The 26,525-nt window shown below is 72.8% G+C and carries 23 protein-coding genes; 15 read left to right on the top strand and 8 right to left on the bottom strand.

The window, feature by feature from the left end; genetic code table 11:
* Positions 1–76: 76 nt before the first annotated feature.
* Positions 77–712: a hypothetical protein gene (locus ABD292_RS10730; protein ID WP_344207153.1), complete on the bottom strand. Its 636-nt coding sequence runs from the start codon at positions 710–712 to the stop codon at positions 77–79.
* A 109-nt stretch (positions 713–821) separates the two neighbouring features.
* Between ABD292_RS10730 and ABD292_RS10725 the strand changes: the two genes are divergently transcribed.
* The 3 genes from ABD292_RS10725 to ABD292_RS10715 all read left to right on the top strand — a co-directional run bounded on the left by ABD292_RS10725 (position 822) and on the right by ABD292_RS10715 (position 5,337).
* Positions 822–1,703, top strand: a complete 882-nt coding sequence (locus ABD292_RS10725; protein WP_344206942.1) for a hypothetical protein — start codon at positions 822–824, stop codon at positions 1,701–1,703.
* Positions 1,704–2,186: 483 nt separating this feature from the next.
* Complete coding sequence (locus ABD292_RS10720; RefSeq protein WP_344206941.1) at positions 2,187–3,668, top strand: endo-1,4-beta-xylanase; 1,482 nt, start codon at positions 2,187–2,189, stop codon at positions 3,666–3,668.
* A 211-nt stretch (positions 3,669–3,879) separates the two neighbouring features.
* Entirely contained in the window at positions 3,880–5,337 is a 1,458-nt protein-coding gene (locus tag ABD292_RS10715; RefSeq protein ID WP_344206940.1) for a non-reducing end alpha-L-arabinofuranosidase family hydrolase, read from the top strand.
* Positions 5,338–5,350: 13 nt separating this feature from the next.
* Here the strand turns inward: ABD292_RS10715 and ABD292_RS10710 are convergent, their stop codons facing one another.
* Positions 5,351–5,860 carry an ArsR/SmtB family transcription factor gene (locus ABD292_RS10710; protein ID WP_344206939.1) on the bottom strand — a complete coding sequence of 170 codons (510 nt, stop codon included), beginning with the start codon at positions 5,858–5,860 and terminating at the stop codon, positions 5,351–5,353.
* A gap of 47 nt (positions 5,861–5,907) precedes the next feature.
* Positions 5,908–6,477 carry a TetR/AcrR family transcriptional regulator gene (locus ABD292_RS10705; protein WP_344206938.1) on the bottom strand — a complete coding sequence of 190 codons (570 nt, stop codon included), beginning with the start codon at positions 6,475–6,477 and terminating at the stop codon, positions 5,908–5,910.
* Positions 6,478–6,604: 127 nt separating this feature from the next.
* Between ABD292_RS10705 and ABD292_RS10700 the strand changes: the two genes are divergently transcribed.
* From ABD292_RS10700 to ABD292_RS10690, 3 genes are all read left to right on the top strand, one after another.
* A complete protein-coding gene (locus ABD292_RS10700; RefSeq protein ID WP_344206937.1) occupies positions 6,605–7,480 on the top strand; it encodes a VOC family protein in 876 nt (291 codons plus the stop codon).
* Between the two features lie 65 nt (positions 7,481–7,545).
* Positions 7,546–8,307, top strand: coding sequence for a group II truncated hemoglobin (locus ABD292_RS10695; RefSeq protein WP_344206936.1), 762 nt, complete (start codon positions 7,546–7,548; stop codon positions 8,305–8,307).
* A 171-nt stretch (positions 8,308–8,478) separates the two neighbouring features.
* Positions 8,479–13,947 (top strand): ATP-binding protein, encoded by a 5,469-nt coding sequence (locus ABD292_RS10690; RefSeq protein ID WP_344206935.1) that lies wholly within the window; start codon positions 8,479–8,481, stop codon positions 13,945–13,947.
* A 33-nt stretch (positions 13,948–13,980) separates the two neighbouring features.
* Here ABD292_RS10690 and ABD292_RS10685 read toward each other — a convergent pair whose 3' ends face one another.
* Genes ABD292_RS10685 through ABD292_RS10665 form a run of 5 tightly spaced genes read right to left on the bottom strand, consistent with a single transcriptional unit; the run spans position 13,981 to position 18,296 of the window.
* Positions 13,981–14,430 carry a MerR family transcriptional regulator gene (locus tag ABD292_RS10685; protein ID WP_344206934.1) on the bottom strand — a complete coding sequence of 150 codons (450 nt, stop codon included), beginning with the start codon at positions 14,428–14,430 and terminating at the stop codon, positions 13,981–13,983.
* Positions 14,427–14,768 carry a hypothetical protein gene (locus ABD292_RS10680; protein WP_344206933.1) on the bottom strand — a complete coding sequence of 114 codons (342 nt, stop codon included), beginning with the start codon at positions 14,766–14,768 and terminating at the stop codon, positions 14,427–14,429. The genes ABD292_RS10685 and ABD292_RS10680 overlap by 4 nt, the downstream gene beginning before the upstream one ends.
* The gene (locus tag ABD292_RS10675) at positions 14,765–15,781 is read right to left on the bottom strand and encodes a cytochrome c-type biogenesis protein (RefSeq protein ID WP_344206932.1); all 1,017 of its coding nucleotides are present in this window, start codon (positions 15,779–15,781) and stop codon (positions 14,765–14,767) included. Before ABD292_RS10675 ends, ABD292_RS10680 begins: the two co-directional genes overlap by 4 nt.
* Positions 15,781–16,299: a TlpA family protein disulfide reductase gene (locus tag ABD292_RS10670; protein WP_344206931.1), complete on the bottom strand. Its 519-nt coding sequence runs from the start codon at positions 16,297–16,299 to the stop codon at positions 15,781–15,783. The genes ABD292_RS10675 and ABD292_RS10670 overlap by 1 nt, the downstream gene beginning before the upstream one ends.
* Complete coding sequence (locus ABD292_RS10665; RefSeq protein WP_344206930.1) at positions 16,296–18,296, bottom strand: heme lyase CcmF/NrfE family subunit; 2,001 nt, start codon at positions 18,294–18,296, stop codon at positions 16,296–16,298. Before ABD292_RS10665 ends, ABD292_RS10670 begins: the two co-directional genes overlap by 4 nt.
* Before the next feature lie 181 nt (positions 18,297–18,477).
* Here ABD292_RS10665 and coxB point away from each other — a divergent pair, with 181 nt between their 5' ends.
* From coxB to ABD292_RS10620, 9 genes are read left to right on the top strand one after another with little or no spacing between them, the layout of a single operon-like run.
* Positions 18,478–19,449, top strand: a complete 972-nt coding sequence (gene coxB / locus ABD292_RS10660) for a cytochrome c oxidase subunit II (RefSeq protein WP_344206928.1) — start codon at positions 18,478–18,480, stop codon at positions 19,447–19,449.
* A 3-nt stretch (positions 19,450–19,452) separates the two neighbouring features.
* Positions 19,453–21,354, top strand: a complete 1,902-nt coding sequence (gene ctaD / locus ABD292_RS10655) for a cytochrome c oxidase subunit I (RefSeq protein WP_344206926.1) — start codon at positions 19,453–19,455, stop codon at positions 21,352–21,354.
* Positions 21,351–21,962 carry a cytochrome c oxidase subunit 3 gene (locus tag ABD292_RS10650; RefSeq protein ID WP_344206925.1) on the top strand — a complete coding sequence of 204 codons (612 nt, stop codon included), beginning with the start codon at positions 21,351–21,353 and terminating at the stop codon, positions 21,960–21,962. The genes ctaD and ABD292_RS10650 overlap by 4 nt, the downstream gene beginning before the upstream one ends.
* Positions 21,959–22,339: a hypothetical protein gene (locus ABD292_RS10645; RefSeq protein ID WP_344206924.1), complete on the top strand. Its 381-nt coding sequence runs from the start codon at positions 21,959–21,961 to the stop codon at positions 22,337–22,339. The genes ABD292_RS10650 and ABD292_RS10645 overlap by 4 nt, the downstream gene beginning before the upstream one ends.
* A complete protein-coding gene (locus ABD292_RS10640) occupies positions 22,330–23,259 on the top strand; it encodes a cytochrome c oxidase assembly protein (protein WP_344206923.1) in 930 nt (309 codons plus the stop codon). Before ABD292_RS10645 ends, ABD292_RS10640 begins: the two co-directional genes overlap by 10 nt.
* Positions 23,256–23,927 carry a cytochrome bc1 complex diheme cytochrome c subunit gene (gene qcrC / locus ABD292_RS10635; RefSeq protein WP_344206921.1) on the top strand — a complete coding sequence of 224 codons (672 nt, stop codon included), beginning with the start codon at positions 23,256–23,258 and terminating at the stop codon, positions 23,925–23,927. Before ABD292_RS10640 ends, qcrC begins: the two co-directional genes overlap by 4 nt.
* Positions 23,924–24,763, top strand: coding sequence for a Rieske 2Fe-2S domain-containing protein (locus tag ABD292_RS10630; protein WP_344206920.1), 840 nt, complete (start codon positions 23,924–23,926; stop codon positions 24,761–24,763). The genes qcrC and ABD292_RS10630 overlap by 4 nt, the downstream gene beginning before the upstream one ends.
* On the top strand, positions 24,760–26,232 hold the full coding sequence (gene qcrB / locus ABD292_RS10625) for a cytochrome bc1 complex cytochrome b subunit (protein ID WP_344206919.1): 1,473 nt from the start codon (positions 24,760–24,762) through the stop codon (positions 26,230–26,232). The genes ABD292_RS10630 and qcrB overlap by 4 nt, the downstream gene beginning before the upstream one ends.
* Positions 26,222–26,497, top strand: a complete 276-nt coding sequence (locus ABD292_RS10620; RefSeq protein ID WP_344206918.1) for a hypothetical protein — start codon at positions 26,222–26,224, stop codon at positions 26,495–26,497. Before qcrB ends, ABD292_RS10620 begins: the two co-directional genes overlap by 11 nt.
* The last annotated feature ends 28 nt before the right edge of the window (positions 26,498–26,525 follow it).

Here is a 26,525-nt window from a genome sequence, read left to right as displayed (position 1 = left end):
GCGCCGACACGACCGGCCGTCGCGCGCGACCACGAAGCGACGACCAAGCTTCTGCTCACGGACGCCGTCAGGAAGGTCATTCGCCGGCCGCCTCCGTCCGTGTCGCGGCCGGCGCGATCTGCAGGGGCGTCGCGGCCCCGCCGGCGAGCTCGCGCCCCTGGCTCAGGGTGTGGTCGAGCTGCCTGGCCAGGACGTTGAGGGTCGCCGGAGGCAGGTACGCGTCGGCGCCCGCGTCGAGCAGCCGCCGTACCGGCCCGTGGTACTGAACGCCGAGCTCGTCGTCCTCGATCTCGGTGACGACCACCCGGGCCTCCGGGAACATCGACCGGAGCCCCGCGATGAGCTGCGGGCTGCCCGCGGGGACCAGCAGCACGTCGGCCGTCGCGGGCGCGGCGTGCATGTCGAGCACCACGTAGTCCGCCCCGAGCTGGGTGGACAGCGCGACCCTGGCGGCGGCCGACAGCTCCATGGCGGTGGCCACGACCGTCACGCTCTCGTAGTCGATCGGTCCCTGCTCGTCGCCCTCGTCCGGCTCGTCGCGCTCGACGACGGCGCCCTCCACGACGTCGATCGTGCTGGAGATCGTCGCGATCGACGCGCCGTCCCGTGTGAGGATCAGGCTCTCGCCGGGTTCGAGCGCGTCGATGAGCGCCACGACGTCGTCGGGCAGGCGGGCCACGTCGACACGTGGGGCGCGCTCGCGGATCACCATGTGCACGCCCCGACCGTCATGTGTCCCCCTTCCGGTGCCGTGGTCTCGTTGGACGCCACGAGCCGATCAGTGGTTCGGGGCCGCGCCGGAGTTTCCCTATGATCAACGGATGCGCTTACCGAGGATCGCGCCGGCCATGCTCATGATCACCCTGGCCGGCGGGTGCGCGCCGGCGGCTTCGTCGCCCGCCGAGGCGGTGGCCCGGCAGGCGGAGGACTCGACGGGGGTGAAGGTCACCAAGATCGTCCGTCTGGACTACGGCGAGGCGATGCCCACCCCTCTCGGGGAGGACGACGGCGTCGTGCCGGTCAACATCGGCGAGTACAACGAGAGCCGGACCACCGGAGTCCTGCGGCTCGGTACGACCGCCTCCGATCTGACCACGACCTACTACCGGACCAACATCCCCGAAGACCTGAAGAGCGTGATCCCGGACGATCTGTCCTACATGACGACCAGGGCGATCTCGATCGGCGACTCCGGCACCTACGAGCAGCGAGCCGAGCGGAAGGACATGCCCGCCGGCAAGACCTGGCTGCACCACGACGGCGCCGGCTGCGGGGCGGCGGCGCGGCTCGTCGGAAACCTGGACCTGCGGACGATCCTGTCGCCCCAGGTGCTGCGGAAGCTGGCCGCCCCCGCTCCTTCCTCCGGCGAGGTCATCGACGGGGTCGACACCGTGGTGCACGCCGGAAGCGCGTTGCAGACCGAGTTCGCCGTCCGTTCCCCGGGTGACGACCCGGTCATGGCGGCGGTGCTGCGCGAGCAGGCCCGCCCGACGGAGGTCTCGTGGCGGCTGTGGGTCGGGCCGGACGGCCTGCCCCGCCGGGTCCGGCTCGTCACGACCGACCCGGAGGCGGCGGAGGGCGTGCCCAGGACCGCCGTGACCGAGATCGACTTCACCGACTGGGGAAGCACCGTGTCCATCGAGCCTCCGCCTGCGGACCAGGTGCACGAGACCGGCAGCTGCCTCGACCCCGAGCCCAGGTGAGAACCCGAGGCTGTTACCGCTAACAGGAAGCTTTCTCGTCGAGCTCCTCCTCGGCAGCCGGTGGGGGTGGCGGCGTCACGGAGCAAATCCGAGCAGGAAAGGTCCTGTCAACCACGCCGGAACCGGCAACGGAGCGAAGAAGACGGGGCCCGACCGCGCCGACCTGCCGTTTCGGCGAACGATCGGCGCCGGCACCACGATGAAACTTTCATCTGACTACTTAACAGAGCCGAAACTTTCGCCAGCTCCTGATCGAGCGTACTCGCAGAACACCGGCCAGATCCCGCCGAAACGCCACGAAAAGTTTCATTACATTCTTGACAAGTTTCGGTGAGCCTCCTCACACTGAGTCCCCGAGGCGATCTCCCTGCCGCATCGGTGGCGCACGGCGGGGACCGCCGTCACGACGCCCCCGTGGCGCGGCGTCGATCACGTGGGCACGTCCCGCACGTTCTCTCTCCGATTCGCTATGGAGGCTCAGTCATGCGCGTCAACGCCATGTCCCCACCTGCCGAACACCGCCCGCCCGGCGCGCGCCGCCGGGCGGTGATCGCCGGCGCGCTCGGCGCGATCGGCCTGGTCGCGGCGTTCGCGACGGCGATCCCCGCCGACGCCGCGGCGAGCACGCTCGGCGCGGCGGCCGCTCAGAGCGGCCGTTACTTCGGCACCGCCATCGCCGCCGGCAAGCTCGGCGACTCGGCCTACACGACGATCGCCAACCGCGAGTTCAACATGGTGACGGCCGAGAACGAGATGAAGATCGACGCCACCGAGCCCAACCGGGGGCAGTTCAACTTCACGAACGGGGACCGGGTCTACAACTGGGCCGTGCAGAACGGCAAGCGGGTGCGCGGGCACACCCTGGCCTGGCACAACCAGCAGCCGGGCTGGATGCAGTCGCTGTCGGGCAGCTCGCTGCGCCAGGCGATGATCGACCACATCAACGGCGTCGTGGGCCACTACAAGGGCAAGATCTACGCCTGGGACGTGGTCAACGAGGCCTACGCCGACGGCAACTCCGGCGGCCGGCGCTCCTCCAACCTGCAGAGCACCGGGAACGACTGGATCGAGGTCGCCTTCCGCACCGCGCGCGCCGCCGACCCCGCCGCCAAGCTCTGTTACAACGACTACAACATCGACAACTGGTCCTGGGCCAAGACGCAGGGCGTCTACAACATGGTGCGGGACTTCAAGTCGCGCGGCGTACCGATCGACTGCGTCGGCCTGCAGTCGCACTTCAACAGCAACAGCCCCTACAACAGCAACTACCGCACGACCATCCAGAGCTTCGCGGCGCTGGGGGTGGACGTGCAGATCACCGAGCTGGACATCCAGGGCGGCTCGGCCACCACGTACGCCAACGTCGTCAACGACTGCCTGGCGGTGCCGCGGTGCACCGGCATCTCGGTCTGGGGGGTGCGTGACACCGACTCCTGGCTCGGCACCAACGCCTCCGCGCTGCTCTTCGACGGCAACGGCAACAAGAAGGCCGCCTACACCTCGGTGCTCAACGCGCTGAACGGCGGCGCCACCAGCACCCCGACCACCACCCCGACGCAGGACCCCGGCGGCGGCACCGCGGGCCAGATCAGGAGCACGGCCGCCGGCCGCTGCGTGGACGTGCCGAACGCCGGCACCGCCGACGGCACCGCGGTCCAGCTGTGGGACTGCAACGGCCAGTCCAACCAGCAGTGGACGCAGACCTCGGCAGGGGAGCTGAGGGTCTACGGCAACAAGTGCCTGGACGCCGGGGGCACAGGCAACGGCGCCAGGATCCAGATCTACTCCTGCTGGGGCGGCGACAACCAGAAGTGGCGCGTCAACTCCGACGGCACCATCACCGGCGTCCAGTCCGGGCTGTGCCTCGACGCGATCGGCGCCGGCACCGGCAACGGGACGGGGCTGCAGCTCTACTCCTGCTGGGGCGGCAACAACCAGAAGTGGTCCTACACCCCAGCAACTTAACCTCGGAACGGCCGCAAGTTACACATCCGCACTGTGAAAGTTTCAACTGGATGAACGACCCTCCTGGAGGCGAAACCCCAGGAGGGAAGGCCGTGTGACGGCAAGGCCCGGCTCGACGGGAGACCCTTCCGTTGACGCCGGGCCACCCGTCGGATGTACTCCGCGACAAGCCTCCGCACCACATCATGTTAGCGCTAACAACGGAGCCCCGATGAAGCACAGACCCCTGTCCATCCTGGCGACGGTGACCGCCTTACTGGCCAGCCTGTTCGTCGCCCTGCAGACCCAGCCGGCCAACGCGGCCACCGTCGACACCAACGCCTGGTACGTCCTGGTCAACCGCAACAGCGGCAAGGCCCTGGACGTCTACAACCTGTCCACCGCCGACGGCGGCCGCATCACGCAATGGACCCGTAACAACCAGAACCAGCAGCAGTGGCAGTTCGTGGACTCCGGAGGCGGCTACTACCGCGTCAAGTCCCGCCACTCCGGCAAGGTCCTCGACGTCTACAACTTCTCCACCGCCAACGGCGGCGCGATCGTGCAGTGGACCGACTCCAACGGCACGAACCAGCAGTGGCGCCTGGCCGACAGCCCCGACGGCTACGTGCGGCTGATCTCCCGCCACAGCAACAAGGCACTCGAAGTGCAGGGCGCCTCCACCGCCGACGGCGGCAACATCGTCCAGTACGACGACTGGGGCGGCACCAACCAGCAGTGGCAGTTCGTCAAGGTGGACGGCGGCACCCAGAACCCCGGCCAGTGCGACCTCCCCTCGTCCTACCGGTGGAGCTCGACCGGCCCGCTGGCCACCCCGAAGTCGGGCTGGGTCTCGCTCAAGGACTTCACCGTCGCCCCCTACAACGGCAAGCACCTCGTCTACGCCACCACGCACGACACGGGCACGAGGTGGGGCTCGATGAACTTCAGCCCCTTCACCAACTGGTCCGAGATGGCCTCGGCGAGCCAGAACACCATGTCCAACTCGACCGTCGCCCCCACGCTCTTCTACTTCGCCCCGAAGAACATCTGGGTGCTCGCCTACCAGTGGGGCGGCACCGCCTTCTCCTACCGGACCTCCAGCGACCCCACCAACCCCAATGGCTGGGGCCCGCAGCAGGTGCTCTTCTCCGGAAGCATCTCCGGCTCCGGCACCGGCCCCATCGACCAGACGCTCATCGGTGACGGCACGAACATGTACCTGTTCTTCGCCGGCGACAACGGCAAGATCTACCGGGCGAGCATGCCTATCGGGAACTTCCCCGGCAGCTTCGGCACCACCTCGACCGTCATCATGAGCGACTCGACCAACAACCTGTTCGAGGCCGTCCAGGTCTACAAGCTCCAGGGCCAGAACAAGTACCTCATGCTCGTCGAGGCGATCGGCGCGCAGGGCCGCTACTTCCGTTCCTTCACCGCCACCAGCCTGAACGGCACCTGGACCCCGCAGGCCGCCACCGAGAGCAACCCGTTCGCCGGCAAGGCCAACAGCGGCGCCACCTGGACCAACGACATCAGCCACGGTGAGCTGATCCGCACCAGCGCGGACCAGACCTTCACCGTCGACCCCTGCAACCTGCAACTGCTCTACCAGGGACGCAGCCCCAGCTCGGGCGGCGACTACGGCCTCCTGCCCTACCGGCCGGGCCTGCTGACCCTGCAGCGCTGACCTCGGTCACGCCTCATCGTTCGTCACGCAGTTCGAGCAGGAGCGCCGTCATGCTGACCTTGACACCGTCGCGCGGCGCTCCTGCCTTGTCGTGCAGGAGCGCGACGGCCTGGCCGATCAGTCCGACGACCTCCTCCCACACGGGCCTGGGCAGCCACACCTCGGCGTCCATGGACATGCGCTGGCGCTCGGTCTCGGTCAGGCGTCTGGCCAGGTCGGCGCTCATCGCCTGGTGGAGGAGCTGCCGGCCGTCGGACCTGTCGATGCGCTCGGCGCTGGACGGGTCGTAGCGGTAGAGCACCCGCGGCCGGCCCTTGCCCGCCGGCGGCCGTTCGTCCACCTGCTGGAGGAAGCCCGCCTCGGCGAGCCGGCGCAGGTGGTAGCTGGCCGAGCCGTGCGCGATCCCGAGCTCGTCGGCGACCTCGGTGGCCGACATCGACGCGCCGGTGAGCAGCGACACGATGCGCATGCGCAGCGGGTTGGCCAGGGCGCGCAGCGGCACGAGCTCGTTCTCCGAGGTCACCGTCGGATCATAGGTTCTCCAACAACCCTTGGGGAAGGCCGGGGGTCTCAGCGCGTCGCGCCGAAGACGACCCGGATCATCGAGCGGGCGAGCGCCTCCGGATCGCCGTCGGCGCTCTCCGGCAGCACGCCGCTCAGCCACAGGCTGGTGAAGCCGTGGACCAGCGACCAGACGGCGACCGCGGTCAGGTGGTCCTCCGCCGGGCCCGGCGACAGCGTCGCGGCGCCGGCGATGAGCACGCCGGCGGCGCGCTCGTGCCCGGACCGCACGCCGGGGTCGTCACCGCGATAGAGCTCGGGCCGGAACATCACCTCGAAGTAGGGCCGGTGATCGATGGCGAAGCGGACGTAGGCGACGCCGATCTCCCACACGTCGCCGGCGGCCCGTTCGAGGGCGTCGGCGAACATCGCGAACCCCTCGGCGGCCACGGCGGTCAGCAGCCCCTGCTTGTCGCCGAAGTGGTGGGCGGGGGCGGCGTGCGAGACGCCGGCGCGGCGCGCGAGCTCGCGCAGGCTCCATCCGGCCGGGCCGGACTCGCTGATGGCCTGAAGGGCGGCGTCGATGACGGCGCGCCTCAGGTTGCCGTGGTGGTAGCCCTGCTGGCTGATCCCTCTCACCTCCGGTGCTGTCGCGTGACGACCTCACCTTATCTTGACATTGACAAGATGGCGAGCATCATCCAATCTTTCCGCTGACAAGATTGGAGACGGATCCGCCCCGTCTGACCACCAAGGACCACAACCCATGACCCGCTCCGACATCGACCACATCGACCACACGGTGCTCATCACGACGGACCTCGCCGCGACGTCCGCCCGCTACCAGGACCTCGGCTTCACCCTCAGCCCCGTCTCGCCCCACCAGCTCGCCGAACGGCCCGGCGGTCCCCTGATGCCCGCCTGCACGGCCAACCGCTGCGCCTACTTCGGGGAGTCGTTCATCGAGCTCCTCGGCATCGTCGACGCCACCGCGCCCGACCCCTGGGGCGTGCACGAGCTCCGCCGGACCTACCGCGGCCTGCTCATGACGCTCGGCTCCCGCGACGTGCGGGCCACCGCGGCACGGCTGCACGCCGCCGGCCTGGCCTCCACCGGCGTCCGCGGGCTGGAGCGCGAGGTCGGCACGCCCGAGGGGCCGCGGACCGTACGGGCCGACAGCGTCCGCGTCGACGCCGCGCACACCCCCGGGTGCGCGTTGCAGGCCACCCAGCACTTCACCCCTCAGTACGTGCACCAGCCCCGCTACCTCGACCACCCCAACGGCGCGACCGGCCTGCACGGCGTGCTGATGGTCGTGCCCGACGACGAGGTGGACGAGCACGAGGAGCGCTACGCCCGCATCCTGGACGCCGACGTGTGGATCGACGGCCCCAAGCGCGTGCTGCCGCTGCGGCACGGCCGGGTGGAGATCCTGCCCCGGTCCGCGCTCGATCACTTCCTGCCCGGACACGTCCTGCCCGCCGTTCCCCTGCTGGCCGCGCACACCGTCGCCGTCCGCGACCTGACGGCCGCGCGCGAGCTGATCGAGGGCAACGGCATCCCCACCCGGACCACCCCCGACGGCTTCTACGTCTCCGCCGGCGACGCCTGTGGCGTGCCGCTCGCGTTCGTCCAGAGCTGAGAGCTGAGCTCGCCGCCGGGCAGCTGTTGTGATTACATCATTACAACCCCTGGGGAGGAGTCATCGTGATCGTGGAGTACATCCGTTATCGCTTACCCGCCGGCGCTTCGGCTGAGTTCGAGGCCGCCTACGGCAGGGCGGCCCGGTCGCTCGCCGAAGCGCCGCAGTGCGTGGACTACGAGCTCAGCCGCTGCGTGGACGAACCCGCCTGCTACGTCCTGCGCATCACCTGGACCTCGCCCGAGGACCACATGAAGGGCTTCAGGGCGGGCGAGCACTTCCCCGCCTTCTTCGAGGAGATCCGCCCCTACGTGGAGCGGATCGAGGAGATGCGCCACTACGAGCAGACCCCGGTGCGCGGCCCCGGCGGCTCCGTCCCCTCCCTGTACGAGTGGGCCGGCGGCACCGAGGCGCTCGAACGGCTCACCGAGCGCTTCTACGAGCTGGTCAAGGCCGACGACGTCGTCGGCCCGCTGTTCGCCCACATGGACCCCGACCATCCCCGCTTCGTCGCCATGTGGCTGGCGGAGGTGTTCGGCGGCCCCGCGCGCTACACGGGCGAGCGCGGGGGCTACCCGCACATGCTCGGCATGCACCGCGACAGGGCGATCAGCGAGCGGCAGCGCCGCCGCTGGGTCAACCTGCTGGCCGACGCCGCCGACGAGGTCGGCCTGCCGGACGACCCGGAGTTCCGCGCCGCGTTCATGGGCTACGTCGAATGGGGCACCAGGCTCGCCCTGGCCAACTCGCAGCCCGGTGCGACCCCCGTCGAGCAGGCCCCGGTGCCGCACTGGGGGTGGGGCGTCGCGCCGCCGTACCAGGGCTGATACCCGCCGGTAATGACAGCGCGCAGGTCCCGTCGCGAGGCGGATCTTTTACAATGTGGCGGCCTCCATATGGCGCCGCGAATGATGATGTTCGAGCACCGTGGAACGGGTGGAGGCGACGCGATGCGATGAACGTCGCCTCGCGCACGTGACAGCGGGGAGAATCAGTCGGTGTTCAAACGTGTCGCCATCGTCAACCGCGGAGAGGCCGCGATGCGGCTCATCCACGCGGTCAGGGACCTCTCGGCGGAGACCGGGGTGCGGATCGAGACGGTCGCCCTCTACACCGACGCCGACCGTGACGCCACCTTCGTCAGGGAGGCCGATCTCGCCCATCTGCTCGGGCCCGCCTCGGCCCGGCCGTACCTCGACCACGCCGTCCTGGAGCGGGCGCTCGTCGAGACCGGGGCCGACGCGGCCTGGGTCGGCTGGGGCTTCGTCGCCGAGGACCCGGCCTTCGCCGAGCTGTGCGAGAAGATCGGGGTGACCTTCATCGGGCCGAGTGCCGAGGCCATGCGCCGGCTCGGCGACAAGATCGGCGCGAAGCTGCTCGCCGAGGAGGCCGGCGTCCCGGTCGCGCCGTGGAGCCGCGGCGAGGTGGCCACCCTGGAGCAGGCGCTGCGCGCCGGCCAGGAGATCGGCTACCCGCTGATGCTCAAGGCGAGCGCCGGCGGCGGCGGGCGCGGCATCCGCGTGATCACCTCCGAGGAGGAGCTGGCCGACGCCTACGAGCGCACCCGCCAGGAGGCGCTGCGCGCGTTCGGCTCCGGCGTGGTGTTCCTGGAGCGGCTGGTCACCGGGGCCCGGCACGTCGAGGTCCAGGTGGTCGCCGACGGCCAGGGCACCGCGTGGGCGCTCGGCGTACGCGACTGCTCGGTCCAGCGGCGCAACCAGAAGGTCATCGAGGAGTCGGCCTCCCCGGTCCTGAGCGAGGAGCAGGCCGCCGAGCTCAAGGCGTCGGCCGAGCGGCTGGCCAAGGCGGTCGGCTACCGCGGCGCCTGCACCGTGGAGTTCCTCTACCACCCCGGCGAGGAGCTGTTCGCCTTCCTGGAGGTCAACACCCGGCTGCAGGTCGAGCACCCCATCACCGAGGTCACCACCGGCACCGACCTGGTCCGGCTGCAGCTCCACGTGGCCGCGGGCGGCAGGCTGGAGGGGCCTCCCCCGGTCGAGACCGGCCACGCCGTCGAGGCCAGGCTCAACGCCGAGGACCCCGACCGCGACTTCGCGCCGTCCCCCGGCCGCGTCGCGCGCCTGGTGCTGCCCGCCGGGCCCGGCATCCGCGTGGACACCGGCGTCAGGGAGGGCGACGTCATCCCGGCCGCGTTCGACTCGATGATCGCGAAGATCATCGCGTACGGCCGCGACCGCGAGCAGGCGCTGGGCCGGCTGCGCCGGGCGATGACCGACATCACCGTGATCATCGAGGGCGGCGCCACCAACAAGAGCTTCATCCTCGACCTGCTCGACCAGCCCGAGGTCATCACCGCCCGGGCCGACACCGGCTGGATCGACCGCGTACGCGCCGAGGGCCGTCTGGTCAGCCACCGGCACTCCGCCGTCGCCCTCGTGGCCGCCGCCATCCGGGCCTACCGCGACGAGGAGGAGCTCAGTCTCCGCCGGCTCCTGTCCACCGCCTACGGCGGCCGTCCCCAGGTGCGGCACGACCCGGGCCGTCCGCTGGACCTCAAGCTGCGCGGCGTCGGCTACCGCGTGAGCGTGGCCAGGGTCGGGCCCGAGCGGTTCCGGGTGGGCGTCTCGGGCGGCGGCGACGTGCACCACGCGGACGTCGAGGTCGACAGGTTCGACGCGCACAGCGGCCAGATCGTGGTCAACGGCCGCCGGTTCCGCCTGGTGTCGGCCGCCCACGGACCGGCCCACCTGGTCGAGGTCGACGGCGTCACGCACCGGATCAGCCGCGACGAGGGCGGCGTGGTCCGCTCCCCCGCCCCCGCGCTGGTCGTGGCGGCGCCGGTGGCCGTGGGCGACGAGGTCGAGGCGGGCACGCCCATCCTGGTGCTGGAGAGCATGAAGATGGAGACGGTGCTGCGCGCGCCGTTCCGGGCCCGGGTGCGCGAATGCCCGGTGCCGGTGGGCACCCAGGTCGAGACCGGGGCCGCCCTGATGCGCCTGGAGCCGCTCACCGACGACAGCCCGCAGGAGGAGGCCGGCGTCGCCGAGATCGACCTGCCCGCCGAGCCGGCGCACGTGCCCGCGGCCGAGCGGGCCGAGCGCGGCCTGCGGCACCTGCGCGGGCTGCTGCTGGGCTTCGACGCCGATCCGCAGGGCCACCAGCGGGTGCTGGCGGACTACGTGGCCGCCCGCGACGAGCTGGGCGGCCAGGTGCTCGAAGGCGAGCTCGACCTGCTCACCGTCTTCGCCGACCTGTGCGAGCTGAGCCGCAACAAGCCGAGCGGCGACCTCGGCGCCGAGTCCGACAGCGCGGTGCACAGCCCGCGCGAGTTCTTCCACAGCTACCTGCAGAGCCTCGACGTCGAACGCGCCGGCCTCACCGAGGGCTTCCAGGCCAAGCTCGCCAAGGTCCTCGCCCACTACGGCGTCACGAGTCTCGACCGGACGCCGGAGCTGGAGTCCGCGGTGTTCCGGATCTTCCTGGCGCAGCAGCGGATGAGCACGGGCGTCGCGATCGTGTCGGAGCTGCTGCGCCGGTGGCTGGCCGGCCCGCCGCCGCTGGAGTCGCTGGGCGAGCCCGCGGGGCTCACCCTTGAGCACCTGGTCGAGGCCACGCAGGTGCGCTTCCCCACGCTGACCGACCTGGCCCGCGGCGTGGTGTTCCGCTGGTTCGCCCAGCCGCTGCTGCGGCGCAGCCGCGCCGAGGTGTACGCGGCGGTCCGCGGCCACCTGCGTCACCTCGACCGCGACCCGGACGCGCCCGACCGCGCCGAGCGGATCCAGGCCATGGTGGCCAGCGCCGAGCCGCTGGTCCGGCTGCTCGGCCAGCGGATCGGCCGGCCGGGACGCGACCACGCGCCGCTGCTGGAGGTCCTGACCCGGCGCTACTACGGCAACCGCGGGCTGTCGGAGGTCGTCGCGCGGGACATCGGCGGCTGCCGGTTCGTCACGGCGACGCGGGCGGGCTCGGACGGCGCGACCCGCGTGGTCGCCACCGCCGCCGACATCACCGCCCTGCCGGACGCCCTCGCGGCCGCCGCCACGCTCACCGCCGAGGCCGACGGGCCTGAGGTGGCCGTCGACGTCTACGTCACCTGGGAGGACCAGCCCGACGACGACGCGATGGCCGTACGGCTGGACGGGATCGTCGCCGGGCACGCCCGGCCCGAGGGCGTCCAGCGGATCACCGTCATCGTGGCCGGCACCGGCGGCGCCGTGATGCACCACGGCTTCACCTTCCGGCCCGACGGGCAGGGCTTCGCCGAGGACCGGCTGATCCGCGGCATCCACCCGCAGATCGCGCAGCGCCTCCAGCTCGAACGGTGGCGCGAGTTCGACCTCACCCGGCTGCCGTCGGTCGACGAGGAGATCTACCTGTTCAAGGCGGTCGCGAAGAGCAACCCCGCCGACGAGCGGCTGCTCGCGATGGGCCAGGTCCGTGACCTGACGCCGCTGCGCGAGGCCGACGGCAGGCTGGTCGCGTTGCCGGCCGTGGAGGACGCGCTCACCGCGGGCCTCGACGCGATCCGCAACTTCCAGGCGCAGCGCCCGCAGAACAAACGCCTCGACACCAACCGCATCATGATGTACGTCTGGCCGGCCACCGAGATCTCGCACGACGAGCTCAACGCGCTGGTCCAGCGCATCCTGCCGACCACGGTGGGCGCGGGGCTGGAGGAGGTCCTGTTCGTGGCCCGCCAGCGCAACGCCGCGGGCGAGCTGAGCGAGGTCGCCGTGCGCATCACGCTCGACGCGGGCCACGGCGCGACCCTGTACGTCGAGAAGCCCTCGACGGAGCCGGTCCGGCCGCTCGACGACTACCGCCAGAAGGTGCTGCGGGCCGCCCGGCGCGGCAGCGTCTATCCGTACGAGCTGAGCGCCATGCTCGGCCGCTTCGTCGAGCACGACCTCGACGAGCACGGCGCGCTCGTGCCGGTGGACCGGCCGAAGGGCCGCAACAGCGCGGCCATCGTCGCGGGCGTCGTCTCGACGCCGACCGAGCGGCACCCGGAGGGCGTCACCCGCGTGGTCCTGCTCGGCGACCCGACCAAGGCGCTGGGCGCGCTGTCGGAGCCGGAGTGCTCGCGGGTGATCGCCGCGCTCGACCTCGCCGAGCGGATGCGCGTACCGCTGGAGTGGTACGCGCTGTCGGCGGGCGCGCGGATCTCGATGACCTCGGGCACCGAGAACATGGACTGGGTCGCGGCGGCGCTCAAGCGGATCGTCACGTTCACGCAGGCGGGCGGCGAGATCAACGTCGTGGTCGCCGGGATCAACGTCGGCGCCCAGCCCTACTGGAACGCCGAGGCGACGATGCTCATGCACACCAAGGGCGTCCTGGTGATGACCCCGGACTCGGCGATGGTGCTCACCGGCAAGCAGTCGCTGGACTTCTCCGGCGGGGTGTCGGCCGAGGACAACTTCGGCATCGGCGGCTACGACCGCGTCATGGGCCCGAACGGCCAGGCGCAATACTGGGCCCCCAACCTGCGGGCCGCCCACGACGTGCTGATGGCGCACTACGACCACACCTACGTCGCGCCCGGCGAGACCGGGCCCCGGCGGGCCGTCACCACCGACCCCGCCGACCGGGACATCTCGCCCTTCCCGCACACGGTCGCGGGCAGCGACTTCACCACGGTGGGCGAGATCTTCTCGGCCGAGCACAACCCGGACCGCAAGAAGCCGTTCGACATCCGCACGGTGATGCGCGCGCTGGCCGACCAGGACCACCCGGTGCTGGAGCGCTGGGCGGGCATGGCCGACGCCGAGACGGCCGCGGTCCAGGACGCGCACATCGGCGGCCATCCGGTCTGCCTGATCGGCATCGAGTCCCGCGCGGTGCCGCGGCGGGGCTTCCCTCCCACCGACGGCCCCGACACCTACACCGCGGGCACGCTCTTCCCGCGCTCGTCGAAGAAGACCGCGCGGGCGATCAACGCGGCGTCGGGCAACCGGCCGCTGGTGGTGCTGGCCAACCTGTCCGGCTTCGACGGCTCGCCGGAGTCGATGCGCAAGCTCCAGCTCGAGTACGGCGCGGAGATCGGCCGGGCGATCGTCAACTTCAAGGGCCCGATCGTGTTCTGCGTGATCTCGCGCTACCACGGCGGGGCGTTCGTGGTGTTCTCCAAGGCGCTCAACCCGAACATGACCGTGCTGGCGCTGGAGGGCTCGTTCGCCTCGGTGCTGGGCGGGGCGCCGGCCGCCGCCGTGGTGTTCTCCAGCGAGGTGAACCACCGCACGGCGACCGACGCGCGGGTCACCGAGCTGCAGGGACGCCTCTCGGGGCTCACCGGGGCCGAGCGGGCGGCGCTGAACGCGCAGCTCGTGGAGGTGCAGGCGGCCGTGCGGGCGGAGAAGCTGGGCGAGATCGCCGCGGAGTTCGACCGGGTGCACAGCATCCAGCGGGCCGTGGAGGTCGGCTCGGTGGACGCGATCGTCAGCGTCGCGGAGCTGCGTCCCCGGATCATCGAGGCCATCGAGCGCGGGCTGGCCCCCCGCTCCTGACCCGGCGACCGGCCGCCGCGCGGCGGCCGGTCCTCACGTCGGCCGGCTCTCCTCGGGGGCATGGCCCGGGGCCAGGTCGGCGAAGGGCAGCGGGCAGTCGGGGCAGGTGCAGTGCGTCAGGCTGTCGCAGCCGGCGCTGACCACCTGGCCCAGCGCCGTCCTGATCGTGGTCAGGTCGGCGATCTTCGCGTCCACTTCGGCGATCTTGGCCTGGGCGCGGGTCCGCAGGTCAGGGGTGGGATGGCCACGCCGGCCCGTGTCGAGCAGCTCGGCCACCTCGTCCAGGGTGAAGCCGAGCCGCTGGGCCGCCTTGATCACGGTCAGCAGGGTGACCGTGTCCGGTGGGTAGGCGCGGTGCCCGCCGGGGCTGCGGGCCGGTTCGGCGATCAGCCCCCGGCGTTCGTAGTAACGCAGGGTCTGCGGGTTGACCCCGGCCCGCTCGGCGACCTGCCCGCTGCGCAGGTACGGGCCGTCCTGCCTCACGCCGGTCTCCCCGCGCGCCCGGCCAGCGCGTCCAGCACCTCGACGTGCTCCGGCGGCACCGCCACCTCCAACGCGAGACCGCCGCCCGCGATGGTGAGGACAAAGGTGAAGAAGGAGCAGCAGCCGCTCTCCCGCGCCGCCAGCTCGGCTGCCATCGCGGCGTTGTCCGGGCTGAAGGCGAGCTCCAGCAGCAGCCGCTCCCGCGCGGGACGGCGCACGGCCCGGACGGTCCCGGCGAACAGCGCGTCGAACTCGGCCACCCGCAGGGGCCGCTCGACCGTGGGCAGCGTGCACGCGTCGGGAGCCCACACCTCATCAGGAGCGAGGTTTTTCTTCATGTCCCGACGTTAAGCCTGTACCTGGGTACCGGATGCAAGAGGAGGTCACGGATCCGTGGCACCGCCGGGTGCCCGGCGGGGGCGACGGCCAGGAAGCGGGCGAGCGTGCGGCGGCCTCGCTCGGGCTCGATGGCCAGTTGCGCGGTGCCGAGGACGAGCAGCAGGTCGGCGTCCCGTGACCGGCCGCTGGCCATGCGCTGAAGCAGGGACACCGCCTCGGCGGCCCGGCCCGTCTCGATGAGCTGCAGGCCGAGCAGGGAGAGCGCGGCGCGGTCGTCCGGACGCCGGCGCAGTGCCTCCCGGTAGGCGCGTATCGCGCCCTCGTGGTCGCCGGCGGACGCGAGCAGCCGTCCCCTGGCCACCGGGTCGTCGGGCTGGTCCGCCGTCACGGGTCGCGCGGGTTCGTGACTCACCCGGACGACGACGGCCCCCGCGACGAGGGCCAGGACGCCGAGCGCGGCCAACGCGACCACGGGAACAGCGGCGCCACCCCTGCCGGGCACGGCCCCGGCGTCGGCGGCCGACGGTTCCCGGCCGCGAAGCGCCATGCTCCGCCGCCGTGCGGCCGACGGCTCCCGGCCGCGAAGCGCCATGCGCCGCCACCGCCGTGCGGCCGGCGGCGCCAAGACGGCCGGTCGTGGCATCGTCAGGGCGGCCGACGACGCCACCGCCACGAGGGCCGCCGCCAGGGCTGCCGCGGGGAGCGCCCAGAGGGCCAGCGGCAGCCCCTGCATCGGCGGGGAGAGCAGGATCCACTCCCCGTAACGCTGCCGGAAATATCGAAGGATGTCGTCATCGCCGACGCCGGCGCGCAGCAGGCGCTCGATCTCGGCCCGGACCGACAGGGCCATCGCCGAGGACGACTCCGCCGCCGACACCCCCGCGCAGTCGGGGCAGCGCAGCATCGCGGCGAGGTCGTGCGTACGCTCGGCCAGGCCGGGCTCCCGCTGCGCGGAGTTCCAGAGCGCCAGGGCGGCGAGCACGGTCAGGATCAGTGCGGCGAGCCTGGCCATCACGGGTCCAGCAGCGGCGGCACGTGCGCCTCGATCCAGCCGGGGGTGAGCGTGCCGATCAGGCGGTCGACGACGAAGCCGTCCCGGTCGAGGAGGAACGTCTCCGGCACGCCCCGCGCCCCGAGTTCGAGCGCGAGCCGCCCCTCGGGGTCGGACAGGTGCGGGAAGGACGTCGCGCCCGTCTCCGCCAGGAACGCGCGCGCCGCGCCGGCCGCGTCGCGCAGGTCCACCCCTAGCACGTGGACGCCGCGCAGGTCGCGCGCGGCGGCGACGAGCAGCGGGAACTCCTCGCGGCACGGGTCGCACCAGGAGGCCCACACCGTGACGAGGACCGGGCTGCCGCGCAGATCGGCGAGCGCGAACGGCCGCCCGTCGAGCGTGCGACCGGCCAGATCGGGCCTGCGCCGCTCGGGCGCGACCCACGTCCCTTCCCGGCCGTCGCCGAGAGCGTGGACGAGCACGACCACCAACATCGGCACCACGACAGCGACGACCGCGACAACCGACAGCCGCCTCATGCCGACGACACCCCACCACGCCGGGCCGTCCGCCGGGCCGCCCCTGAGGCCGCTGGGGGCCCTGGGGGCGCTGAGGGAGTGGACGGCTCGTCCGGACTGGATGGCTCGTCCGGGCTGGATGGCTCGTCCGGGCTGGAAGCCCGCTCGGACGGCCCCGACCGTCCGGTGGTGCGGGTTCGCTTGCGGCCGACCGGGAGCAGCGCGAGGAGGCCGCCCAGGGCGGTCACGCCGCCGCTTGTCCAGAGCATCCCCATGAGGGGGTTCACCGCCACCCGCAGCATCACCGCGCCCCCCTCCTGGTCGATCTCCGTCACGGACACGTACAGATCGCCCGCGAACCCCCCGTGGACGGCCGGTCGGGCGACCGGCGAGCCGCCCCTGGCGGGGAAGAAGACGAGCGCGGGTCGCAGCACCCCGACGAACCGCCCCTCCCGGGTGACGCTGACGCGGGCGGTCGCCGTCATGGCGTCACCGGTCCGCGCCCGTTCGACGCCGTCGAGCCGCACGCTGTAGCCGCCGGCCGGCAGGGAGCCGCCCTGCTGGATCCGGCCCTGGTCCTCCTCGGCGTACGCGGTGGAGGCGGCGATGGCGACGGCGGCCAGGGCGACCCCGGCGTGCGCGAGCAGCGCGCCCGTGCGCCTCCGGTCGAGCCGTTCGCGAGCCGAGGGGCCGGGCAGGCGTCCCGCGAGCGCCGCCAGCGCGAACGCCGCCGCCCCGAACGTGACCAGGGCCATGACGGGATGGCGGCCGGTGAACCCGAGGCAGGCGACGGTGGCGGCCCCCACGGCGACGGGCACGGCCAGGCCGCGGCCCGCGCGGCGTACGCCCGCTCCCATGAGGACGACCAGCGCCAGCAGGCCCGGCACCACGGTGCGGTCGTAGTACGGCGGCCCGACCGACACCTGCTCGCCGCTGAGGAGCCCGGCGACGGCGGGGAACAGGGTGCCGAGCAGCACGGTGCCGGCCAGCACGGTCAGGAGCGCGCAGCCGAGCAGGAGCGCCGGGTCCGGCCGGCCCGCCGGCCGCGGCCGCCGCGCGGAGCGCCGGGCGAGCAGCCCGCCCGCGCCGACCAGCGCGACCGTCAGCAGTCCGAGCAGCGCCGGTCCGGCCTCCGAGCGGGTGAAGGAGTGCACGCTCGCCACCGCCCCGCTCCTGGTCAGGAACGTGCCGAGCAGCACCAGCAGGAACGCCCCCACGGCCAGCGGCGTCGTCCAGGTGACGAGCGCCCGCGTACGGACGGCGTGCAGCAGCGCCGTGGCGAGCAGCCAGGGCATCAGGGACGCGTTCTCGACGGGGTCCCACTCCCAGTAGCCGCCCCACCCGAGCACCCCGTACGACCACCACGCGCCGAGCACGATCCCGGCGGTCAGCGGGACCCACGCGGCCAGCGTCCAGGCCCTGATGCGCGCGGCAGCCGTGCCGCCGGTGACGAGGCAGGCGACGCCGTACCCGAAGGGCGCCACCAGGGCGGCGAACCCCAGGTAGAGCAGCGGCGGGTGCACCCCCATCAGCGGGTGGCCGCGCAGCAGCGGGTCGGGGCCCGGCCCGTCGGCCGGGACGGGGTCGGCCGGGACGAAGGGGTCGGCGGCGAGCGCGGTGAGCGCGAAGAACGCGGCGCAGACGAGCATGACGACGGTCATCGCCACCGGCTGGAGCGGGTCGCGGGCCCGCGCGGCGACGGCGGCGACGCCGGTGAGGATCAGCAGCCACAGCACCAGCGACCCTTCCAGCGCCGACCACAGGCTGGTGAGCGTGAAGAAGAGCGGCACCTCGCGCCCGCCGTGCCGGGCCACGAACCCCACGCTGAAGTCGTGCGTGACGAGCGCGGTCTCCAGCAGCAGGAAGGCGAGGATCGCGGCGGCGAGCGCCGCCGCCGTGCCGCCGACCGCCAGGGCGCGGCTCCGGGCACGGCTCCGGGCGCGCGGCCAGGTGAGCGCGGCGGCCAGCGACGCGGCCAGCCCGGACCACAGCGCGGCGGAACCCAGGACGTCGATCACGGCCGCGCGGCCCGTCGGTCGGACACGGCTTCCTCCCGGAGTACGGATCGGAGGGAGGCAGGGCCAGCATCGCCCCGACCGCGGCGATGGACAAGTTTCCCCAGGTCGCTGGCGTGGCGAGCGGGCCGCGTCGAGGCACCGGGTTAGCCTGCGCGGACAGGGGGGACGGGAGGCTCCGAGCGTGGCGGCAACGAAGATCGGGCGCGTGGCCGCGGCCTGCGTGCCGCTCCTCGCCGCGTCCTGCTCCGCCGGCGCTCCGTCGGCGTTGTCGCCGGGCGGTCCCGGCGCGGCGCGGGTGGCCGATCTGTGGTGGCTGCTGTTCGGCATCGCCGTGGTGGTGTGCGTCGTGGTCACGGTCCTGGTGCTGTGGGCGGTCGTGCGACGCCGCGACGCGAGCGCGCGCACCGCGACGGGACGCCGGTTCGTCGTGGTGTGGGGGCTCGCCGTCCCGGCCGTCATCCTCACCTTCACGTACCTGACCGGCCTGGACGGCATGCGGGCGTTCGAGGACCCGCGCGACCCGAAGGCGCTGACCATCGAGGTGACCGGCCACCAGTGGTGGTGGGAGGTCCGCTACCCCGCCTCGCACTTCACCACGGCCAACGAGATCCACGTGCCGGTCGGGCGCACCGTCCACGTACGGCTCCGCACCGCCGACGTCAACCACAGCTTCTGGGTGCCGCAGCTCACGGTGAAGACCGACCTGGTGGCCGGGCGGGTCAACGACATGTGGTTCACCGCGAACCGGCCCGGCCTGTTCCGTGGGCAGTGCGCCGAGTACTGCGGCACCCAGCACGGCCGGATGGCCCTGCACATCGTGGCCGAGCCGGACGCCGCCTTCAACGCGTGGCTGGCCAGGCAGGCGCGGCCGGCGACTGCGGCGGGCGAGGGGCGGCAGGTGTTCGAGGCGGCGTCCTGCGCCTCCTGCCACACCGTCGCCGGGACGTCCGCGGCGGGCAGGCAGGGGCCGGACCTGACGCACGTCGGCGGGCGCCGCTTCCTCGGCGCGGGCACCCTGCACAACACGCCGGCCAACCTGGCCGCCTGGATCGCGAACGCGCAGGCGTACAAGCCGGGCAACCGCATGCCGCCGCAGCCGCTCGCGCCGGAGCAGCTGCGCGCCGTCACCGCCTACCTGGACAGTCTGGAGTAGCACGTGGAGACCGTCACCGGGGCGCGGGCGAGCGCCGCCGAGCGCGTCGCGCGCCACTGGCAGGAGCCGCCCGGCCTGCGCGGCTTCCTGACCACGGTGGACCACAAGCGGGTGGGCCGCCGCTACCTGGTGACGGCCTCCGTGTACTTCACGCTGGCCGGGCTGGAGGCCGTGGTGATGCGCACCCAGCTCATCGCCCCGGACGCCGGCGTGGTCGCGCCGCAGACCTACAACCAGCTCTTCAGCCTGCACGGCACCGCGATGATCTTCCTGTTCGCGACGCCGGTGCTGTTCGGGTTCGGCAACTTCCTGTTCCCGCTCATGCTGGGCACCAGGGACATGGCCTTCCCCCGGCTGAACGCCTTCGGCTACTGGGTGTTCTTGCTGGCGGGGGTGCTGATGTTCGGCAGCCTGCCGTTCGGGGCCGCGCCGGACGGCGGGTGGTTCGCGTACGTGCCGCTCACCGGCCCTCGTTTCGCCCCCGGCCCCAATCTGGACGTCTACACGCTGGGGCTGCTGTTCCTGGGGGTGTCCACGACGGCGGGCGCGATCAACTTCATCTCCACCGCGCTGAAGCTGCGCGCGCCCGGCATGACGCTGAACCGGGTGCCGGTGTTCGTGTGGGCGCTGGTGGTCACCTCGTTCATGGTGGTGTTCGCGCTGCCGCCGCTGAACACCGCCAACTTCCTGCTCTTCCTGGACCGCCGGTTCGGCACGCACTTCTTCAACCCGGCCGCGGGCGGGGACGCGGTGCTGTGGCAGCACCTGTTCTGGCTGTTCGGCCATCCCGACGTGTACATCATCGTGCTGCCCGCGCTCGGCATCGTCTCCTCGATCGTGCCGGTCTTCTCCCGCCGCCCGATCGCCGCCTACAGCCTCATCGTGCTGGCCACGGTGGCGACCGGGGTGATCAGCTTCGGGGTGTGGGTGCACCACATGTTCGCGGTGGGCCTGCCGCAGCTGTCGCTCACGTTCTTCTCCGCCGCCAGCATCGTGGTGTCGATCCCGGCCGGGATCCAGGTCTTCTCCTGGCTGGCCACCATGCTCATGGGCCGCGTCGTGCCGAAGGTGCCGATGATGTGGGCGGCCGGGTTCATCGTGGTGTTCACGATGGGCGGGGTGACCGGGGTGATGTTCGCCGTCGTCCCCTTCGACCAGCAGGTCACCGACTCCTACTTCGTGGTCGCGCACTTCCACTACGTGCTGTTCGGCGGCGCGGTGTTCCCCGTCATCGGCGGGCTGTTCCACTGGTGGCCGAAGCTGACCGGCACGATGACGAGCGAGCGGGCCGGGCGCTGGGCGTTCTGGCTCACCTTCGCCGGGTTCAACCTGACCTTCCTCCCCATGCACGTCTCCGGGCTGCTGGGGATGCCGCGCCGGGTCTACACCTTTCCGTCGGGGATCGGCTGGGAGCCGTGGAACCTGGCCGCGACCGTCGGGGCGTACCTGCTGGGCGTCGGGCTGCTGGTCGTGCTCGGCACGCTCTGGTACGCCCACCGGCGCGGCCCGTCCGCACCCGCCGACCCGTGGGGTGGCGAGACGCTGGAGTGGGCGGCGGCGTCCCCGCCGAAGCCGTACGACTTCGCGGTCATCCCCACCGTCCACAGCCTGCACCCGATGTGGGACGAGCGTTCGCGCGCCTCCCTCGCCGAGGGCGCGACGTCCGAGGCGCGGGTGCTGGCCGACGGGCATCTGGTGCTGCGCACGTCGGAGCTGGACGGCGAGCCGGAGGGGCCGCTGGAGATGCCGGAGCACTCATGGGCGCCGATCGCGGCGGCGGGCGCGCTGTTCCTGGCCGTCGCCTCCCTGCTGTTCGACCGGCCCGGCTTCGCCGCCGCCTTCGGCGTCGCGACCGCGCTGGTCGTCGTCCGCTGGCTCTGGCCGAAGGAGGCCGCCCGGGCATGAGCGCGATCGACGAGATCACCGAGCCCGCGGCGCTGAGCAGCGCGCCCAAGGGCCGCACCCCTGCCTGGTGGGGGATGGTGCTGTTCGTGGCCACCGAGGCGACGCTGTTCGCCTGCCTGCTGGCCTCGTACTTCTACCTGCGGTTCCTGACCTCCGCGGAGTGGCCGCCGCCGGGGATCAAGAAGCCCGAGCTGGCCAAGCCGCTGGCGATGACCGGGCTGCTGCTGATCAGCAGCGGCTGGATGGCCTGGGCCGACTGGGCGATCAGGCACGACCGGCGGTGGCTGCTCAGGGTCATGCTGGCGCTCACGCTGCTGTTCGGCGCGGGTTTCCTCGGCGTCCAGGCCACCGAGTACGCGACCAAGCTGTCGGAGTTCACCTGGACCACGAACGCCTACGGCTCGCTGTTCTACGTCATCACCGGCTTCCACGGCACGCACGTCTTCACCGGCCTGCTCATGGTGGGCTTCACGCTGGTGGCGGCGCTGGCCGGCAAGTTCGGCCGCACCCATCACGAACGGGTCCGGATCGTGTCGTTCTACTGGCATTTCGTGGACGGGGTATGGCTGGCCATCCTGTTCTCCCTCTACCTGAGCCCGCACCTGTGAGCACGCGGCCGAGCACCCGGCGGGCGGCGCGGTGGCTGCTCGCCTTCGCCGTCGTGGGCGGCGTGCTGGCGTGGGCCGCGCACCTGCTGGTGGCCTGGGCCGTGGTGGAGGTGGCCTGCTCGATCGGCCACCCCGAGGTGGCCGGCGTCCCCGTACGCCTCTTCGCGCTGCTGGCCACCGTCCTGCCCGGCGTCGTCGCGGTCGCGGCGCTGGCCGTCGCGTGGCGGCTGCGGCTGCGTCACCTGACCGAGCCTGAGGGGCGGCGGGAGCGGCGGGCGAGGTTCCTGGCCGAGCTGGGGCTCGGGCTCGACGCGTTCTCCTGCCTGATGATCCTGTTCGGCGCGGTCGCGGTGGCGGTGCTGGCCGCATGCGGGTGACGGCCCTGCGGGCGCTGCACCATGCGGCCCCGCACCCCACGGCCCCACACCCCACGGCGCTGCACCATCACGCCGGCGGGCTGGACCTGGCCGGGGTGGCGCCGGTGGCCTGCTGGCTGGTCCTGGCCGCCGCCGGCTACCTCATCGGGCTGCGGCGGCTCGGCGGCCCCGGCCGCTCGCCGCGGGCGGGCGCGCGCCGGCTGGGCCGGGTCAGGGCGTGGGCCTTCGCGGGCGGGCTCGGGGCGGTCGCGGCGGCCCTGCTGCCGCCCCTCGACGCGGTCGCCGACGAGCGGTTCTCCACCCACATGCTGCAGCACATGATCCTCGTCTCGGCGGCCGGTCCGCTGCTGGCCGCCGGCTCCCCCGGCCTGCCGCTCACCCTGGCGCTCCCCCGGCGGGCGCGGCGGGTGCTCGCCCGGGCCAGGCACGTCCTGCGCCGGGTGCCGAGGCGGCCGGTCGCGGCCTGGGCCGCGCACGTGGGCGTGCTCTGGCTCTGGCACCTGCCCGGCCCGTACGAGCTGGCGCTCCGCGACCCCGTGGCGCACCTGGTGGAGCACACCTGCTTTCTGGGGACCTCGTACCTGCTGTGGACGCACGTCCTGTCGTCCTCCCGGTCGCGGCTGAACCCGCCCGCCGCGATCCTCTACCTGTTCGCCACGGCGCTGCCCAGCGCGGCGCTCGGCGCGGTCCTCACCCTGGCAGGGGCGCCGCTGTTCCCCGGTCAGGCGGCGGCCGCGCTCGCGTCGGGCGCCGACCCGCTGACCGATCAGCAACTGGCCGGGCTGGTCATGTGGATACCGGCTGACCTGGTATATCTCGGCGCGATCTTTGCCGTCTTCCTCGCGTGGATGGACGGGCCCCGGGAAATGAGCGCTCCGAGGCCGTCCGTCGCCTCGCCGGCGTCCGGAGGTGAGCGATGATCGAGCGCGTGCTCGCCGGAACGCCGTCCCCGTCCCCGCAGGAGCGCGGCAGGGACCTGTTCGGGGCGCACTGCGCGACCTGCCACGGCCAGGGGGGCGTGGGCAGCGACCGCGGCCCGTCGCTCAAGGGCGTCGGCGCGGCCAACGCCGACTACCAGCTCTCGACGGGACGCATGCCGATCCCGCGGCCCGACGTGCGCCCCGAACGCCATCCGCCCGCGTTCACCGAGGCCGACATCGCCGCGCTCACCTCCTACATCGCCGCGCTCGGCCCGGGTCCGGCCATCCCCCGGGTCGGGCCGGGGGACGTGCGGCTGGGCCGCGAGCTCTACCTGGCCACCTGCGCCTCCTGCCACTCCGGCGCGCAGTCGGGCGGCACGCTGGCCCACGGGCTGGCCGCTCCCCCGCTGCTCCACTCCACACCCACGCAGATCGCCGAGGCCGTGCGGATCGGCCCCGGCGCGATGCCCGCCTTCCCGCCCTCGGTGCTCGGGGACGCCGAGCTGGACTCCATCGCCTCCTACCTGACCACCACCCGCCATCAGCTCGACCACGGCGGCAACCCGCTGGGCGGCATCGGCCCGGTCGCCGAGGGCGCGGTCGCCCTGCTGGTCGGGCTCGGCCTGCTGCTGCTGTTCATCCGCCTGATCGGGAAGAGGGCGCCATGAGCGATCCGGGGCGGCGGGCCGAGCGCGGCATCGCCGTGGCCTTCGCGGCGACCGTGCTCGGCGCGGTGCTGGCCGCGTTCGGCTACGTGACCGGAAGCGACCGGCTGCTGCTCGGGCTCGGCTTCTGCCTGGCCTTCGCGGGGCTGGCCGCCGGGTTCACGCTGTGGGCGGCCCGGCTGCTGCCGCAGGGCCCGTACGTCGAGGAGCGCGAGCCGATGCGCTCCCCGCCGGAGGAGCGCGAGGCGCTGGAGTCGGAGTTCGAGCCGCCCGCCGGCCGGCTGCCGCGCCGCATGCTGACGGCGGCGCTCGGCACGCTCGGCCTGGCCGGGCTGTTCCCGCTGCGGTCGCTGCTGGTGCACGGCCCCTCCCCCGCGGTCGCGCTGGCCACCACCGCCTGGCAGGACGGCGTGCGCCTGGTGGACCAGGACGGCTACCTCATCCGGCCCGAGCGGGTCCCCCGGGGCACGATGCTGACGGTCTTCCCCGAAGGCCACCGCGACACCGGCGACAGCATGGCGCTGCTGCTGCACGTGGACCCGGCCCGCCTGGACCTGCCGCGCGGCCGCGAGAGCTGGACGGTCGGCGGCATCATCGCCTACTCCAAGCTGTGCACCCACGCCGGCTGCCCCGTCGGCCAGTACATGCGGCCCGAGGAGCGGCTGGTCTGCCCGTGCCACCAGTCGGTGTTCGACGTGCTGCGCGGCGCGGAGCCGGTGTTCGGTCCGGCCGCCCGCTCGCTGCCGCAGCTGCCGCTCAGGCTCGGGTTCGACGGGGTGCTGGTGGCCGCCGGCGACTTCCACGAGCCGGTCGGCGCGGGCTACTGGAGGCCGATGTGATCCTCCGCCTGCTGGGGCGGGCCGGGTGGCGCTGGGTGGACGGGCGGCTGCGGGCCGCCGAGATCACCAGGACCGCGCTGGCCAAGGTCTTCCCCGACCACTGGACGTTCATGCTGGGCGAGATCGCCCTCTACAGCTTCGTCACGCTGGTCGCGACCGGGGTTTTCCTCACCTTCTTCTTCGTGCCGAGCACCGCCGAGACGATCTACGGCGGCTCGTACGCGCCGCTGCACGGCGCGTCCGTGTCGGCCGCCTACGCCTCGGCGGTCGAGCTCAGCTTCGACGTGCGCGGCGGGCTGCTGTTCCGGCAGGTCCACCACTGGTCGGCGCTGATCTTCCTGGGGGCGATCGCGGCGCACGCCTGCCGGATCTTCTTCACCGGCGCGTTCCGCAAGCCGCGCGAGATCAACTGGCTGGTCGGCGTCACCCTGCTGCTCACGTCGCTGGCCAACGGCTTCGTCGGCTACTCGCTGCTGGACGACCTGCTGTCCGGCACCGGGCTGCGCATCGGCTACTCGATCGCGCTGTCGGTGCCGGTGGTCGGGTCGTGGGCGGCGTTCCTGCTGTTCGGCGGCGAGTTCCCCGGCGACCTGATCATCTCGCGCCTGTACGGCCTGCACGTGCTGCTGCTGCCCGCGCTCATCGCCACGCTGATCGCCGCGCACATGGCGATCCTGATCCGCCAGAAGCACACGCACTTCCCCGGCCCCGGGCGGCGCGACAGCAACGTCGTCGGCTCCAAGATGTGGCCCACGTACGCCTTCCGCTCCCTCGCCCTGCTGTCCGGCGTGCTGGCGGTGACCTTCGGCCTGGGCGGGCTGGCGCAGATCAACCCGGTGTGGATATGGGGGCCGTTCAAGCCGGCCAACGCGACCACGCCGGGCCAGCCCGACTTCTACATGGGCTGGGTGGAGGGCATGATCCGGCTGTTCCCCGCGGCCGAGTTCCGGGTGTTCGGCTACCTGGTGCCGTCGCCGTTCCTGCCCGCGGTGGCGCTGCCGCTGCTCATGGTCCTCGTCATGTACGCCTGGCCGTGGCTGGACCGCCTGGTCACCGGCGACCGGGGCCGGCACCACGTGGACGCCCGCGTCAGGGACCGTCCCGGGCGGACGGCGGTGGGGGCGTGGGCGGTGGCGCAGACGGGGCTGCTGCTGTTCGCCGCCTCCGACGACCTGATCGCGCGCTGGCTGAAGGCTCCCGTGGAGGACGTCGTCGCGGTGCTGCGGATCGTGGTGCTCGCCGTGCCGCCGGTCATCGGGGCGGTGGCGTACGTGCTGGCGCGGGCCCTGCGGGCGCATCCGGAGAGCCGACTCATGACGCTGGAGCCCCGTCAGGTCGGTGAGGCCCTGGGCCTGTCCCGCCCCCGGCCGCCCCGCCGCCCGGCACCGGGGCGGCTCGGTCACCGGCCCGACGTGCCAGCGGAGGACGCGCCGCGGGTCGCGGAGGCGGGAGGCCGGCATGCGGGTTGAGGTGTGGCGGCAGCCGAACGGCTACTGGCGCTGGGCCTACTACGAGGGGGACACCTGCCTGCTCAGCAACTCCGAGTACACGAGCGAGGAGGCCGCCCGGCACAGCGCCGACACGGCCTACCCGCCTCCTTCCGGCGGCGGCGAGCCGCGCTCCCGCACCGGCCGCCTGCTGAGCCGCTGGTTGGAGCGCTTCCTCCTCGCCGTGGCCGCCTGCCGGCTGCTGCGGCGGGTGCGCCTCCGCCGTGGTCACGGACGGGGTGGATAGATTGACACGGTCACGCACGGTGATGACG

The organism is Nonomuraea bangladeshensis (assembly GCF_039529455.1).
Lineage (GTDB): Bacteria > Actinomycetota > Actinomycetes > Streptosporangiales > Streptosporangiaceae > Nonomuraea > Nonomuraea bangladeshensis.
This window is presented reverse-complemented; position numbering and strand designations above follow the sequence as displayed.

What these genes read in the sequence shown, in the direction of transcription:
- ABD292_RS10650 (WP_344206925.1), top strand. Translation starts at nt 21,351, where the DNA reads ATGAGCGCGATCGACGAGATCACCGAGCCCGCGGCGCTGAGCAGCGCG.
- ABD292_RS10620 (WP_344206918.1), top strand. Translation starts at nt 26,222, where the DNA reads ATGCGGGTTGAGGTGTGGCGGCAGCCGAACGGCTACTGGCGCTGGGCC.
- ABD292_RS10715 (WP_344206940.1), top strand. Translation starts at nt 3,880, where the DNA reads ATGAAGCACAGACCCCTGTCCATCCTGGCGACGGTGACCGCCTTACTG.
- ABD292_RS10640 (WP_344206923.1), top strand. Translation starts at nt 22,330, where the DNA reads ATGCGGGTGACGGCCCTGCGGGCGCTGCACCATGCGGCCCCGCACCCC.
- ABD292_RS10680 (WP_344206933.1), bottom strand. Translation starts at nt 14,768, where the DNA reads ATGAAGAAAAACCTCGCTCCTGATGAGGTGTGGGCTCCCGACGCGTGC.
- ABD292_RS10700 (WP_344206937.1), top strand. Translation starts at nt 6,605, where the DNA reads ATGACCCGCTCCGACATCGACCACATCGACCACACGGTGCTCATCACG.
- ABD292_RS10730 (WP_344207153.1), bottom strand. Translation starts at nt 712, where the DNA reads ATGGTGATCCGCGAGCGCGCCCCACGTGTCGACGTGGCCCGCCTGCCC.
- ABD292_RS10675 (WP_344206932.1), bottom strand. Translation starts at nt 15,781, where the DNA reads ATGGCCAGGCTCGCCGCACTGATCCTGACCGTGCTCGCCGCCCTGGCG.
- ABD292_RS10720 (WP_344206941.1), top strand. Translation starts at nt 2,187, where the DNA reads ATGCGCGTCAACGCCATGTCCCCACCTGCCGAACACCGCCCGCCCGGC.
- ABD292_RS10630 (WP_344206920.1), top strand. Translation starts at nt 23,924, where the DNA reads ATGAGCGATCCGGGGCGGCGGGCCGAGCGCGGCATCGCCGTGGCCTTC.
- ABD292_RS10725 (WP_344206942.1), top strand. Translation starts at nt 822, where the DNA reads ATGCGCTTACCGAGGATCGCGCCGGCCATGCTCATGATCACCCTGGCC.
- ABD292_RS10670 (WP_344206931.1), bottom strand. Translation starts at nt 16,299, where the DNA reads ATGAGGCGGCTGTCGGTTGTCGCGGTCGTCGCTGTCGTGGTGCCGATG.
- qcrC (WP_344206921.1), top strand. Translation starts at nt 23,256, where the DNA reads ATGATCGAGCGCGTGCTCGCCGGAACGCCGTCCCCGTCCCCGCAGGAG.